This window comes from Paraburkholderia phytofirmans OLGA172 (assembly GCF_001634365.1).
Classification (GTDB): Bacteria; Pseudomonadota; Gammaproteobacteria; order Burkholderiales; family Burkholderiaceae; genus Paraburkholderia.
This window is the reverse complement of sequence record NZ_CP014579.1, coordinates 2,181,344-2,195,207: the sequence shown is the minus strand read 5'-3', so window position 1 is coordinate 2,195,207 and position 13,864 is coordinate 2,181,344. Positions and strand designations below refer to the sequence as shown.

Here is a 13,864-nt window from a genome sequence, read left to right as displayed (position 1 = left end):
TGACGTACGTGAACAAGCAGTACGGCGGACTGGCAGGCGATCAATTCGGCTCGATCGCTTTCGGCAACCAGTCCGACTTCATGTTTGAGACGCTGACGCTCGGCCTGATCCCCGAAGCGGGTCCCATCGCGTGCTGGAATCTGGAGACTTGTGATGCCTATTCCACTCTTCGCGCTAGCGATTAGCGCCTTCGCCATCGGCACTACCGAGTTCGTGATCATGGGCTTGCTGCCTGAGGTCGCACATGACCTCGCGGTGTCGATTCCGTCTGCAGGGCTGCTCGTGAGTGGCTATGCGCTCGGTGTCGCAGTCGGCGCACCGTTGCTCGCGCTGATCACCAGAAAAATGCCGCGAAAACTTGCGCTGCAGTTGCTGATGGGGGTGTTCATCGTCGGCAATGTGTTGTGCGCGGTCGCATTGAATTACAGCGTGCTAATGGTCGCGCGCGTCGTGACCTCGTTCGCGCACGGGTCGTTCTTCGGCATTGGCGCGGTGGTCGCGGCGTCGCTTGTGCCGCAGGAAAAACGTGCTGGGGCGATCGCGTTGATGTTTACGGGACTCACGCTCGCGAACGTACTTGGCGTGCCGCTCGGCACGTTCATCGGACAGTTGTGAACCGCCCCGAGAATCGTGGAGGCTGGTTGGTTTAAGTTGATGCCGGCACAGCGATGGTATTGCTGAATTGCCGGTAGTAGTTTGCCTCAGCTTCAGCGGGCGGGATATAGCCGAGAGGTTCCATCAGCCGATGATGGTTGAACCAGGCTACCCATTCCAGCGTCGCCAATTCGACGGACTCACGCGTTTTCCACGGCGCACGACGATGAATCATTTCTGCCTTGTACAGCCCGTTGATCGTTTCAGCCAGCGCGTTATCGTAGCTGTCGCCCCTGCTGCCAACCGACGGCTCGATGCCTGCTTCGGTCAGCCGTTCGCTGTAGCGAATGCTGACGTATTGCGAACCTCTATCGGAGTGATGGATCAGTGTTCCGTCATTGTCCGGCCGTCGAGCGTACAGCGCCTGTTCAAGTGCATCCAGAACGAAGTCCGTGGTCATCGACGAGCTGACGCGCCAGCCGACAATGCGCCGAGCAAATACGTCGATCACAAATGCGACATAAAGCCAGCCCTGCCACGTCGAGACGTACGTGAAATCCGAAACCCAGAGCTGGTTCGGCCGGTCAGCCTTGAACTGACGGTTGACCCGGTCGAGCGGGCGTGGAGCCGATACGTCGGGGATCGTCGTGCGAACTCGCTTTCCACGCCTCACACCGCGCAAACCCTGTTGCTTCATCAGCCGCTCGACGGTGCAACGTGCCACCGCGATACCCTCCCGGTTCAACTGCTTCCAGACTTTGTCTGCGCCGTAGACCTGCATGTTGGCCTGCCAGACTCGCTTGATTTCCGGACTCAGAAACTCATCGCGTTTCGCTCGGGCACAGCGCCGCGACGGATCGCGAAGCTGTGCGGCATGACGCCGATAGCCAGACGGGGCAATCCGCAAGACCTTGCAGATCGACTCGACCCCGAAGGTGTCGCGATGCTGATCGATAAAGGCCTTCAGGACTTCAGGCGGCGGTCGAGTTCCGCCTGGGCGAAAAATGCGCTCGCCAGCTTCAGGATCTCATTGGCACGGCGCAGTTCCTTAACCTCACGCTCCAGTGCCTTGAGGCGCTCACGTTCCGACGTCGTGACGCCCTCACGCTCACCCCTATCAACTTCTTCTCGCTTGACCCATCCCAGCAGCGTCTGGCTCGTACAGCCGATCTTGGGGGCGATGGATTCGATCGCTGCCCACTGCGAGGGATACTCGCCCCGATGCTCTTGCACCATGCGCACAGCACGCTCGCGGACTTCAGCAGAAAATTTGTTCGACTTGTTCATAGCTCCATTTTCTCAAAAATTGGAGCCTCCACCAAATCCGGGGCGGTTCAGTTGTTCGGCTGGCGCGCGGCATTCTGGGTCGTAAGCGCGCTTGGTGTTGCGTCGCTTGCGGGTATCGCAGCACTGGTGCCGAACCGGCATGACACGGGACCGGTTGGGCTCGGCCATGAAGTGCGCGTACTAAAGGACCCGCAAGTGTGGGTGGCGCTCGGGATGACCGTGCTCGGTTTCGGCGGCGTGTTTGTCGTGTTCACCTACATCGCGCCGATTCTCGAGCAGGTGAGCGGTTTCTCGCCGCACGGCGTGACACTGATCCTCGTGCTGTTTGGCGTTGGGCTGACGGTTGGCAATACGATCGGCGGAAAACTGGCGGACCGCGCGTTGATGCCTTCGCTGATGGGGATTCTGGTGGCGTTGGCGGTGGTTATGGCAATCTTCGCGCGGACCAGCCATTCGCAGATCGCGGCGGCGGTAACCGTGTTCGTCTTGGGCATCGCAGCATTTGCGACTGTGCCACCGCTGCAGATGCGTGTGGTCGAGAAGGCGGCCGCGGCGCCGAATCTCGCTTCAACGTTAAACATCGGTGCGTTCAACGTCGGCAACGCAGGTGGCGCGTGGTTAGGCGGTCTCACGATCAGTCACGGCTACGGGCTCGATTCGTTGCCGTTGGTAGCGGCGGCTGTGACGGTCGCGGCGTTGCTGCTCGCCTGGTTCGCGGCGCGGATGGATGCACCTGCCACGACGGCGCAACGGGTGTGAAAATATGAATGAAACGAAAAAGCTTTGCGGTAATAGCCGCGCTGCAAGCAGATAGCAATGTGAAGACGCGAGGAGGCTTAGAGAACTTGGGAGATCAACGAGAATGATCACATTTTTTAATAAGGATTAGTTGGTGTAAGTCCCGTGTCCCTACCATCATTTCATGCGCAGTCTGTGCCATTGTTTGGCGCAGGTTTTCTGCGAGCCACTGTTAGTCATCAACGCATTCGGGGAAATATGATGCGACTTTCCATCTTTACCGTAACGTGCGGACTCGTAGCGTTACTCAGCATGAATCTGGCTTTCGCTCAGTCCGCCAGCGATGCCAATACAGCGCAACCTGCCGGCAGCACCAGCAAATCTGCGATCCGAGCACAGAACCGGCAACTGTCGAAAGCTGTCCGCCATGCGCTTTATGCGACGAAGGGTTTGACTTCCAGCAATATCGCCGTATTGGTTAAAGGCGGCGCGGTTTCTCTGGTAAGAACGGTGCCGGATAGCTCACAGATCCAACTCGCGGGTGATGCAGCCAAGCGGGTCCCTCAAGTGCAGTCGGTCGATAACCGAATTGTGCTAGAAGAAGAGGGCGCCCAGTAATCAAACGCGCGTCGCGATCTGGCGAGCACCAGATCCGCGACGATCGCGGGGCAAGCTTTGGATGTGGGCGCACCTCCCCATTGTGGACCGGCTATAGGGTCTTGCCCTGCAACACCGGGTTCTGTGCATACAGCGCAGCTAGCCAGTCGATGAAGATCTTGAGCTTCTTCGGTGGGTGCCGGTTCGGCGTGTAAAGCACCGAGATCGGGCGCGGTTTCGTATTGAAAGACCGTAAGATGTCCTGCAAGGTGCCGGCACGCAAGTGCGGTTCCACCAGGTACATTGACGTTTTCGCGAGCCCTAAACCTGTGAGCGCACAGGCGACGTAAGCGTCGGCGTCGTTCGCCGCGACGGCACCCCTCATCTGGACGGTCTTCGCCTCTCCGTTGACCAGAAAATCCCACATTCGCGCGCGGCCGGTATCGCTGGACACATAGTTCACCGCAGTATGCTGGTCCAGATCCTCGAGGGTTTGAGGCGTGCCGTGCTGGGCGAGATAGCTGGGAGACGCGCACGTGCATGTCGTCATGCTGCCGATACGCTTCGCGACCAGACCGGAATCCTCCAACGCGCCCACGCGCACGACGCAGTCGACTCCCTCGCCGACGATGTCGACCTGCCGGTCGGTGAGTCCCATCTCAACACTGATCTCCGGATACTGGGCGATGAATCCAGGGAGCGCGGGAATCACGATCCACTTGGCCATGGCAGTCGGAAAATTGACTTTCAGACGTCCTTTCGGAGCAATCCTGGCACTTGAAAGGCATGCTTCCATGTCGTCGATTTCGTTGAGTACAGCAACGCACCGTTGATAGTAGGCATGCCCGTCATCGGTTAGCGATACCTTGCGGGTGGTCCGGTGCAACAGCTTGCTTCCCAGATGATGCTCGAGCGTTTGCAACATCTTTGAGACCTTCGGCGGAGTCAGGCCGTACGAGTCCGCTGCCCGTGTGAAGCTCCCTGAGCTTGCCCCCGAAAAACGAATCCCTTGCTGAGCAGGTAAACTCAAGCAAGGAGAAGAACGATGACAGGCAAGGCAAAGCGGGCACAGTACACGCTCGAATTCAAGCTGGAAGCCGTGCGACTGGTCAAGGCCGGACAAAGCATGGCGGCCGTGGCGGCGACACTGGGTGTTGTTGAACAGACGCTGTACAACTGGATAAAGGCTGAGCGGGAAGGCAGGCTGGCGGGCGCTGGCACGAAGCCTGTGAGCCCAGAACAGATGGAACTGGCGCGGCTGCGTGCGGAAGTGGCTCGCCTGAAGATGGAGCGGGATATTTTAAAAAACCGCCCTACGCGCTTGCGCGCGCCCCTCATGAGTAGAAACTCCCGGGGAGTACACTCGATGCACGCAGAGACAGTGGCCGTAAGCTTCTTGGAGGTATGAACCCCGTCAAAAAACCTGGCCCAGGGGAAGCTGCGGACTCATCTGTGGCGGCGTCTTCGGGCGACCCCGTTTAGGAAATTGATCTATTCCGAGTCCCCGTCCTGCGCCTGATTATCCAGGAGGTGGGTGATGCCAAAAGACCGAACACGATCCAAGCCCTCAGGGTTGCCGATCATTCATCCGTTTGCAGCCGGTATTGATATCGGTTCACGGTTCCATGTTGTCGCCGTGAGTCCAGATCTGTGCGACGAGCCGGTGCAGACATTCCAGGCATTTACGAGCGATTTGCAACGCATGGCGGACTGGCTCGTCGCGACCGGCACAAAGACGGTTGTGATGGAATCGACCGGCGTGTACTGGGTCGCCGCCTACGAGGTGCTGGAGTCCCGGGGCCTTGAAGTCGTTCTTGCCAATGCACGCGAGGCGCGCGCAGTCCCTGGAAGAAAGAGTGATGTCAACGACGCACAATGGCTGCAGCGACTGCACGCGTGTGGGCTACTACGGGCAAGTTTCCGGCCTGGGCGCGACATCGCGGAATTACGCGCATACCTGCGTTGCCGCGAAAGGCATACTGACTATGCCGCCGCGCATATCCAGCACATGCAGAAAGCGCTGACCTTCATGAATATCCAGTTGCACCACGTGATCACGGATATCACGGGCGTCACTGGAATGCGGATCGTCCGCGCGATCGTCGCCGGCGAACGCGATCCAGACCGGCTGGCGGCGATGCGCGACGTCCGCTGCAAGGAAAGCCTTGAGACCATTCGTAGTGCACTGGTGGGCAACTACCAGCCCGAGCACGTATTCGCCTTGAAGCAGGCGCTTGCGCTGTATGACTTTTACCAGCGGTGTATCGACGAGTGCGATGTTGAGATCGAACGCGCTGTCGCGATTCTCAATATCGCTCACCCGATTCCGGATGCGCCGTTGCCGAAGGCGAAGCATCGCAGCAAGCTGCCCAGCGATCCCAACTTTGATGTGCGCACGGCCATGTACCAACTGGCGGGGACCGACCTGACGCAAATTCACGGCATCGGCCCATTCCTTGCACTGCGCCTGATTGGCGAATGTGGAACGGACTTGAGCCGATGGCCAACCGCCAAACATTTCACTTCATGGCTCACGCTTTCGCCCGGCTGCAAGATCAGCGGTGGCAAGGTGCTGTCATCGCACACGCGCAAAACAAGCAGTCGCATCACAGTCGCCCTGAGGCTTGCGGCGGTGACCGTTGGAAGAAGCAATACCGCGCTTGGTGCATTCTACCGGCGCCTCGCCGGGCGCATCGGCAACGCCAAGGCCGTGACCGCGACGGCGCGCAAGATCGCTGTCCTGTTTTATAACGCGATGCGCTATGGCATGGACTATCGCGACCCGGGTGCGGATCATTACGAGCAGCAGTACAGGGACCGCGTCATCAAACAGCTTCATCGCCGCGCGGCGCAATTTGGGTATTCACTGCAACCTCAGGACTCGCCAGCGTGAAGGTGTGTTTCTTAGGAAAGCCGCAGCGTACTTCGCGAAGGAGTCGATGTGAAGTGCGCGTTCATTGACCGGAATCGACACCACTGGCCAGTTTCAGTACTGTGTGAAGCGCTCGAAGTCAGCCCCAGCGGATATCATCAGCGCCAGCAACGCAGCGCCAAGGACAAGCCGCAAAGAGGCTACATGAGCAACGATGCCCTGCTCGCGCACATCAAGGCGATTCACGCGCAGGTCAAGGGCGAATACGGCTGGCCGCGCATGTGGAAGGAACTGCTCGCGCGCGGCGTGCGCGTGGGCAAGGAGCGGGTTCGCAAGCTGATGGCGCAGCATGGCATTCGTGCACGGCACAAGCGCAAGTACATCGCGACGACGAACTCGAATCACAACCTGCCGGTTGCACCGAATCTACTGGGGCGCGACTTCACGGCGTCGGCGCCGAATCAGGTCTGGACGAGCGATATTACCTATCTGGCGACAGCCGAAGGCTGGGTGTACCTCGCGGTCATCATCGACATGTTCAGCCGGCAGGTGGTGGGCTGGTCGATGCAGCCGCACATGAAAGCGGAGTTGGTCACAGACGCGCTACGCATGGCGTGGTTCCGGCGTCGCCCCGAGGCTGGTGTAATCGTGCATAGCGACCGGGGCAGCCAGTATTGCGGCGGCCTGTTCCAGGACACGCTGAAGGCCTACGGCATGCGCTCGTCGATGAGCCGACGCGGCGATTGCTGGGACAACGCGCCGACGGAAAGCCTGTGGGGTTCGCTGAAGGTAGCTCGTATGCATGGACGACACTTCACCACGCGGCGTGCTGCAATGGATGAGGTGATTGACTGGCTGAGCTTTTACAATGCACGCCGGTTGCACTCGACACTCGACTACGTCAGTCCCATGACATTCGAGAAAAACTGGTTCGCGGCTCAGCAGGGACGAGCCGCATAATTCCCTCGGTTATGGGATTCGCGGAACGGGGGCAAGGTCACCCCGCTTCGACGATTCGTACGAAGACTTTCATTGCGTTAAGCGTGTCCATATCTCCCGATCCTATTTGTCAAAGCATGGAAGCGCGGCAACGTTGTGACGGAGGGCACCCGAGGACAGGCAGTGCAAGCACGGTTAGCGTCTAGAGCATGATGATGTTCATGCTAGCGTCGCCGTCGATGGGTGTACTTAAGCGCTTCTAAAATTTCCTTAAGTTGCATTGCCCGCATCGGTACCACGGGCGTCTTGCAGAAAAAATGCTGCGGATTGCGAGGTAGCGAAGCAAGGCGAGAATGGGAACAGCCCACGCGTTGTTCCGTCTGAGGCAACTTTCTGTGGGACTCAATACAAGTCAACGTGAACTCAGCTCGTTAAGATGCACTGGACTGGTGCAGCGCAACCGGTGTGCAATCCAGCCATTGAGACGATGAAGATTAGGGTTCCGGGTAACTTCACTTAGGCCGGATTCGACGACCGGTGAATTACTTAGCGTGTCGTCTGGCACGTCTCGTTGGTCACCGCGTATGCATACGTTTGAAGACAGGAGGTTGCCGTGTTACGCATTGGTGATCTGGAAATTGACTTCGCACTGCGCGAAGTACGACGCGACGGCGCTCCACTTCGAGTGGGCTCGCGCGCTTTCGATATCCTGGAACTTCTGAACAACGCCAATGGCGAACTGGTGTCGAAAGATGAAATCCTGCGCGTCGTCTGGCCGAGAACCGTGGTGGAAGAGAACAATCTGCAGGTTCAAATTTCCGCGTTGAGAAAGGTCTTCGGTGCCAGCAGCCAATTGATCAGAACGGTTTCCGGTCGTGGCTATAAATTATTGCAATGCACCAACGTAGTCCGCGCGGAGCATGTGCGCGATACGCAGCCTGATGCTGCGCTGGTCACGTCCTTTGACGACTCGCAGGTCATATCAAACGGTAGCAACGTGCACCTCGTCGGGCGCGATCTGACGTTGGCGGAAGTGCTGACTGTGTTGAAACACCGTGAAACGGTGACGCTAGTCGGTACCGGGGGGATCGGCAAGACACGCCTCGCGATCGAAGCCGCCAGAAAAGCAGCCCCCGCGTTTCCCGACGGTGTCGTAGTGATATCGTTTTCATCGGTAACGGATGAACGATTTGCGCTCGACGCGGCGGCCGCCGGGCTGCGCATAAAAAACGCGAATGCACCGCTCTCGATCAACACAATCGTCGATGCAGTGCGCGGTAAGCGGCTGCTCATCGTGTTGGATAACTGCGAACACGTTGTTGGCAGCGCGGCGAACATTGCGTTGGCGCTGCGAAATTCCGGGCATGTCATCCTGGCGACGAGCCGCGAGCCTTTACGAATTCCCGATGAGACGCTGTATCCCGTGCCACCACTCGTTGTACCCGAGGCGGCAAGCACAGAAGGCGCCGTGCTGCTAACCGGTGCGGCACAGCTCTTCCTTGCCCGGGTGAAGGGCGTCGCGCCTGAATTCGCGGTGGACAAGAAAACCGTTCTATTGATAGGCGCCGTGTGTCGCGCGCTCGACGGCATCCCGCTGGCGATCGAACTAGCCGCTGCGAGAGCCGCCTTACTCGGCATTGAGGTGCTTGGCAATCGTCTCAACGACCGTCTACGAATTCTTACGGGCGGTTGCCGGACTGCACCGCCGCGACATCAAACAATGAGGGCCACGCTGGATTGGAGTTACCGGCTGTTGAGCGAGATCGAGCGGTCCGTGTTGCGCCGCTTGGGCGTATTCGTTGGCGGCTTTACTTTCGATGCTATTTGCTTCCTCACAGTGGACCAGGACGCATCCACTTGGGAGACGCTCGAAGCGTTCTGCGGTTTGGTGAGTAAATCGATGGTCGCGGCCCAACTCGATGGCAATGATCGGCGTTACCGCCTTCTCGAAACTACCCGCGACTACGCTTTGCAGCAGCTTGACGACAACGGCGAGCGAAATGCGGCTTCGGCTATGCACGCACGGTATTTGCTGACACTGTTCGGCGAGGCCCCTGCGAACGGGACCGAACGAACGGATGAAAAAAGGCTGGCGGACTTTTCCTGTGAGCTCGGCAACGTCCGCGCAGCGCTTGAGTGGTCGTTTTCGTCGTCTGGCGATCCGTCTATGGGCGTTGCGCTCGCGTCGGCGACTGTTCCCTACCTCTTCGATCTGTCACTTTTGAGTGAATGTTGTAGCCGTGCAAGGCAGGCACTCGCAGTTTATGACTCGACAATGGATTGTGAAATCCCGTCGGACTCCGTACTGAAATTGCGCGCCGCCTTGGCTGCTGGACTTGTTTATACGAACGGTCCTGGCCCAGAAGCCCGGCATGAATGGATGAACCTGTATGCCGATGCGGTGTTACAGAGGAACACCGAATATGAGGCGTGCGCGTTATGGGGCCTTTGGAATGCACATCAGTATGGCGGTGAACCGAGGGCCGCATTGCTCATGGCTCAACGTTTCTGCGACCTGGCGCGTGGGCGGGCAGATGTGACGCAATCGCTGCTCGGCATGGGCATTGAAGGGATCACGCTGCATTACCTCGGCGATCAACTACAGGCTCGCGCCAGACTCGAAGAGATGCTGGCTGCCTACGATCAATCAGCGCATCGCTGGAGCGCAACCGGGTTCCATATCGAACACGGAATCGTCGCACGCGCGACGCTCTCCCGTGTACTTTGGGTTCAAGGCTCGGAGTAAGGCGCCCTGGAATTGGCTCAGTCGACCCTCCAGGCCGCGATCGATTACGACAATGAGATGGTCACGTGCTACGTCCTGGTCGAAGCGGCTATTCCGTTGGCAATCCTGTCGGGCGACCTGGTGAAGGCGCGCGAAGCGATCGCCGGTTTGCGCGAGAGGGCCTCCCGGATGTCCTTTCCTATATGGATTGCGGTTTGCGCATGCTATGAACAATGCGTTGTCGCCACGGCATCGCCGAACCCCGGTCAACTGCGGGTTTTTTCGATCGCTATTGAGCGCCTGGCACAAACGGGATTCCGTGCACCGCTGACCTTCCTGTTGTGCCGGTACGGCCAGGCGCTTGCGAAGTGTGGCGACGCGATGAACGCACTGAAAGCTGTCGATCAGGCAATTGAACATGGCGACGTGACTGGCGAGCGTTGGCTTTACGCCGAATTGTGCCGCGTAAAGAAATTGATCCTTTCGTCCCGTGAGAATGGACCGTTGTATTGGGGAGTGAAACACATTTCCCCACCACGGACAGACACATTACAGCACGGAGATTCAGTACATGCGTTCGACATTTGACCTTGACGATCTTCCGCTCTCCGAGCGGTATGGGTACTGGCGGGATGTATCGGAAAGCTTGCATGTGCCGGTGTCTGTTAGCTGCGAAAAAACAGAGACCTTCACAGCGAAGTGGGATGGACGTCCACTCGGGAGGCTCTTCGTCGGCTCGGCGTTTCTGAGTGAAGCGCAACGTGTGTCCCGTACTTCATATCACATCGGCCGTTCCGCAGTGGATCCTGTCGGCATCTGGATGCCTTTAACCGGCGGAATCCATCTAAGGCAGGATGGCAAGGAGGCGCTGATTGGGCCCGGACAACTCGCTATCGTTGATCCTGCACGTCCTTATGAAGAGTTGACACTCAGGAACTGCAATTTCCTGTGGATGCTTGTGCCCCGGGAGGACGTCGTCGCCCGAATCGGCTCGACCCAAAAAGTGACGGGCCTCGCTCACTCCGTCGATCAGCCGCATGCGCGGCTTGCGATCGAGTTCGTTCGCAGCCTGTCGACCGTATGGGATGAGCTTTCCGGTCCCCGGTCCGACCAGGTGGCGGCGCATGCGTTGAGTCTTTTGGGGCTCGCATTTAACGCGTATACCGATGCGCCGGCTCTAACGAACGACGCGGATTCGTCGGAGTTGTTACTGTGGATCCGGCTCTTTATCGACGAGCGTGTGGCGGATCGCAGTTTATCTGCAGAGACAGTCGCGACGGCACTCGGCCTTTCGACACAGGAAGTGAGCCGCCTGACGGCACAGGCCGGTCTTGGATTCCAGGATTACGTGCAAGCGCGCAGACTGGCGCGATGCTTTTGTATGCTGTCAGATGCACGCTTCGCCGTCTACAGCGTACATGACATCAGCAATATGGGTGGGTGGTCGCATATCGACTGCTTTCGCAAGGCATTTGAAGCGACGTACGGCATATCTCCCGACGACTACATGCTGCGAAAGGGCCCAACCGACTCCTAATCCGTCCATGCATGTGTCAAGGAGAGTGGGGCGCTGCTTGCGCTGTTGCTCCGCCCCCGCACTGCGCGGCTTACCACTGTTGTTCAGAACGAGAGGTAAAGGGTTGCGCTTGAGCGGGTTGAACCGGACACGCAGGTAGAACTAGCGAGATTGATTTGACGCACGGTAGTCGCGAGGCGACATTCCGTAGAACGCCTTGAATGACCGACTGAAGTGCGGACTGTCGAAAAACCCCCACCTATATGCTATTTCGGTAATGGAGCTATCCAAGTTGCAGGCGACCGTCAGATCCTTGGCGCATCGTGCCAGTCTTTGCTCGAGCACATAGCGGCGGTATTTTAGGCCTCCCTCCGAAAGCAGTCCGCGCAGATAACGAGTCGAAAGCTGCATCGCGGCGGCGATTTTCTCGAGATCGAGATTCGCGTCTCCGAGATGCTGGTCGATGAACGCCTTGGCTCGACGAAACTGCGCGGATCGATGCGCCGTACTGTGAGTTTTCACCTCGTCCATGCGTTCCCACAATGCCATGGTGAACAAATCGGCAGCTATTGCGCCGGCTTGACTGGCAGCGGTCTGCTCAAATGTGTCAAGGACGGTGGAGAGACTTCGGGCGTAATCCGCCGCAAGCCGCGCGTAGGGGCGCTCACGATCGAAACCGGTCGCCGTGATGTTTTCTATTCGGCTGATTTTCGACGTCAATATGTTGCGCGGGAAAAGGAAGTAAAGGAACGTCAAGTCTTCAACGATACTTTCCTGGTAAGGTCTGGTGGGATCAGTGACGTAAAATTCACCCGGACGGATGAGTGTATTTCTGGAGTCCTGAGTGACAAAAATTGAACCCGACAGCGGTACGATGAGTTTTACCCGGTCATCTTCAGAGCGCGCGATATGCTCGGTCCTTCTATCGACGTCTTGCTCGCCGAGAAGCGCCGTGCCGGCCGTGACTGCACCAAGGTTAGTGCCGTTGATCCAGGCATTAAACCGCTCCGGGCGATTGCATTCCACGCTGACCGGAACATAGTATGTTTCCACCAGATCGCGGTAACGCGCAAATCGCTCTTTGACTGGTACAGAGTCAAGGCTGTAGACCGAGGGCATCGCGATCTCCCTGAGCGAGGAATGCCATTTGACGGACTGATGCCCGTAATGATGCTTAAGAATAATTAATCCGTCCATCAGGACTTTTATCGTCGTTCAAGCATAACCTGCGATTTTCCTAGGCACAGGGCGGAGTTCTGCGTCGCAATGTGCTGATGACCGGCGCGATCGCGGCGGCCACCTTCTCAACGGTTTCCAACGCTGCCGGCGCCGCGTTAAGCAAAAGCTCTGGCAATCATCTGCACATACAGGAGCGCACCCCATGAACTTTGTTACCACCAAGGACGGCACGCAGATTTTCTACAAGGATTGGGGCTCAGGTCAGCCGGTCGTGTTCTCGCACGGCTGGCCGCTTGACGCGGATGCGTGGGACCCACAGATGCTGTTTCTGGTACAGAAAGGTTATCGCGTGATTGCTCATGATCGCCGGGGCCACGGTCGGTCGGCACAACCCAGCCATGGCAATGAGATGGACACTTACGCGGATGACCTTGCCGCTGTCATTGAAGCGCTGGATCTGAAGGGCGCCACCCTTGTTGGTCACTCGACGGGGGGCGGTGAGATCGCGCACTACGTTGGCCGGCACGGAACGAAGCGCGTTGCGAAAATGGTGCTGATCGGTGCCGTGCCCCCGCTTATGTTGAAGACGGAGGCCAATCCGACGGGCCTGCCAATGTCAGTATTCGAGGGCATTCGTAGCAGCACGGCGAGCAATCGGTCACAATTTTTCAAAGAACTTGCTGTACCGTTCTATGGCTATAACCGGCCCAATGCAAAGGTCGAACAAGGCGTGATCGACGAATTCTGGCGGGAGGGGATGCTGGGATCGGTCCTCGGCCAATACGAGTGCATCAAGCAGTTTTCCGAGGTCGACTACACATCGGATCTCGAGAAAATCGACGTTCCAACGTTGATTCTGCACGGCGATGCCGATCAGATCGTCCCGATTGACGACGCCGGGCGTAAGTCCGCGAAAATCGTGAAGAACGCCACGCTAAAGGTCTACCCTGGTGCTCCCCACGGCATGTGCACAACCGAAGCGGATCGCGTGAATGCCGATCTTCTTGAATTCCTCCAGTCGTGAGGCGGTACGTGTCGCTTAGCCGAGCCAGGGTCATCTAAGAGGAGATTTCGGAAATGAAGCTATTCACCGCAAAAAATATCATCGTTGGGCTTGCGATCACAGCCACGGTGGCTGGGTCGTTCGTACCAGCCATGGCGCAAGACGCAAGCGGAAATGCAGCGGCCAATGGGGCCGTGGTCGTTAAACCCGACACTGCGTCGAGCGCAATGCCGTCGAAAGCCGAGCGTAAAGCAGCGCGAAAAAAGGCGCGGGCAAAGAAGAATGCGGAGTTGAAGAAACTTGAAGATGCCGGTTATCAACCGAGTCGGAACGACCCTAACTATCCGACCGATTTGCAGAATGCGGAGAAAAAGGCCGGCGTTGGTCAAGGCGCCAGCCAATAGCTTTCTTTCG

Annotated in this window: 11 protein-coding genes, 4 pseudogenes and 1 other annotated feature; of the genes and pseudogenes, 12 read left to right on the top strand and 3 right to left on the bottom strand. The window is 58.0% G+C overall.

Features of this window, described 5'->3' with window-relative positions; translation table 11 throughout:
• The first annotated feature begins 8 nt into the window (after positions 1-8).
• Complete coding sequence (locus AYM40_RS41580) at positions 9-185, top strand: hypothetical protein (RefSeq protein WP_158515353.1); 177 nt, start codon at positions 9-11, stop codon at positions 183-185.
• Positions 154-609 (top strand): annotated as a pseudogene (locus AYM40_RS29785) (MFS transporter); the annotation flags it as partial. The gene AYM40_RS41580 and the pseudogene AYM40_RS29785, both read left to right, overlap by 32 nt.
• A gap of 37 nt (positions 610-646) precedes the next feature.
• Here the strand turns inward: AYM40_RS29785 and AYM40_RS29780 are convergent.
• A protein-coding gene (locus AYM40_RS29780; protein ID WP_420488449.1) for an IS3 family transposase occupies positions 647-1,881 on the bottom strand; the annotation gives its coding sequence in 2 pieces (ribosomal slippage) (positions 647-1,593 and positions 1,593-1,881; 1,236 coding nt in all).
• Positions 1,487-1,603, bottom strand: a sequence feature (AL1L pseudoknot). Its footprint overlaps the gene before it by 117 nt.
• Before the next feature lie 48 nt (positions 1,882-1,929).
• On the opposite strand from AYM40_RS29780, the pseudogene AYM40_RS29770 reads away from it, so the two are divergent.
• Together AYM40_RS29770 and AYM40_RS29765 are read left to right on the top strand one after the other, a co-directional pair.
• Positions 1,930-2,640: pseudogene (locus AYM40_RS29770) on the top strand (MFS transporter); the annotation flags it as partial.
• Positions 2,641-2,931: 291 nt separating this feature from the next.
• Positions 2,932-3,237 carry a BON domain-containing protein gene (locus AYM40_RS29765; protein WP_158515352.1) on the top strand — a complete coding sequence of 102 codons (306 nt, stop codon included), beginning with the start codon at positions 2,932-2,934 and terminating at the stop codon, positions 3,235-3,237.
• A 91-nt stretch (positions 3,238-3,328) separates the two neighbouring features.
• Here AYM40_RS29765 and AYM40_RS29760 read toward each other — a convergent pair whose 3' ends face one another.
• On the bottom strand, positions 3,329-4,246 hold the full coding sequence (locus AYM40_RS29760) for a LysR family transcriptional regulator (protein WP_063499644.1): 918 nt from the start codon (positions 4,244-4,246) through the stop codon (positions 3,329-3,331).
• A gap of 15 nt (positions 4,247-4,261) precedes the next feature.
• On the opposite strand from AYM40_RS29760, the pseudogene AYM40_RS29755 reads away from it, so the two are divergent.
• The 6 genes and pseudogenes from AYM40_RS29755 to AYM40_RS29730 form a co-directional block, all read left to right on the top strand.
• Positions 4,262-4,522 (top strand): annotated as a pseudogene (locus AYM40_RS29755) (transposase); the annotation flags it as partial.
• 231 nt (positions 4,523-4,753) lie between these two features.
• On the top strand, positions 4,754-6,109 hold the full coding sequence (locus tag AYM40_RS29750; protein ID WP_063495238.1) for an IS110 family transposase: 1,356 nt from the start codon (positions 4,754-4,756) through the stop codon (positions 6,107-6,109).
• A gap of 15 nt (positions 6,110-6,124) precedes the next feature.
• Positions 6,125-7,048: pseudogene (locus tag AYM40_RS29745) on the top strand (IS3 family transposase); the annotation flags it as partial.
• A gap of 664 nt (positions 7,049-7,712) precedes the next feature.
• Entirely contained in the window at positions 7,713-9,773 is a 2,061-nt protein-coding gene (locus tag AYM40_RS29740) for a winged helix-turn-helix domain-containing protein (RefSeq protein WP_158515351.1), read from the top strand.
• Between the two features lie 96 nt (positions 9,774-9,869).
• A complete protein-coding gene (locus AYM40_RS29735) occupies positions 9,870-10,340 on the top strand; it encodes a hypothetical protein (protein ID WP_148662347.1) in 471 nt (156 codons plus the stop codon).
• On the top strand, positions 10,324-11,289 hold the full coding sequence (locus AYM40_RS29730) for an AraC family transcriptional regulator (RefSeq protein ID WP_063499641.1): 966 nt from the start codon (positions 10,324-10,326) through the stop codon (positions 11,287-11,289). The genes AYM40_RS29735 and AYM40_RS29730 overlap by 17 nt, the downstream gene beginning before the upstream one ends.
• A 141-nt stretch (positions 11,290-11,430) precedes the next feature.
• Here the strand turns inward: AYM40_RS29730 and AYM40_RS29725 are convergent, their stop codons facing one another.
• Positions 11,431-12,465 (bottom strand): helix-turn-helix domain-containing protein, encoded by a 1,035-nt coding sequence (locus AYM40_RS29725; RefSeq protein WP_063499640.1) that lies wholly within the window; start codon positions 12,463-12,465, stop codon positions 11,431-11,433.
• Positions 12,466-12,649: 184 nt separating this feature from the next.
• Here AYM40_RS29725 and AYM40_RS29720 point away from each other — a divergent pair, with 184 nt between their 5' ends.
• Both AYM40_RS29720 and AYM40_RS29715 read left to right on the top strand, forming a co-directional pair.
• A complete protein-coding gene (locus tag AYM40_RS29720) occupies positions 12,650-13,471 on the top strand; it encodes an alpha/beta fold hydrolase (RefSeq protein ID WP_063499639.1) in 822 nt (273 codons plus the stop codon).
• Between the two features lie 53 nt (positions 13,472-13,524).
• Positions 13,525-13,854, top strand: a complete 330-nt coding sequence (locus AYM40_RS29715; protein WP_063499638.1) for a DUF4148 domain-containing protein — start codon at positions 13,525-13,527, stop codon at positions 13,852-13,854.
• Positions 13,855-13,864: the final 10 nt, after the last annotated feature.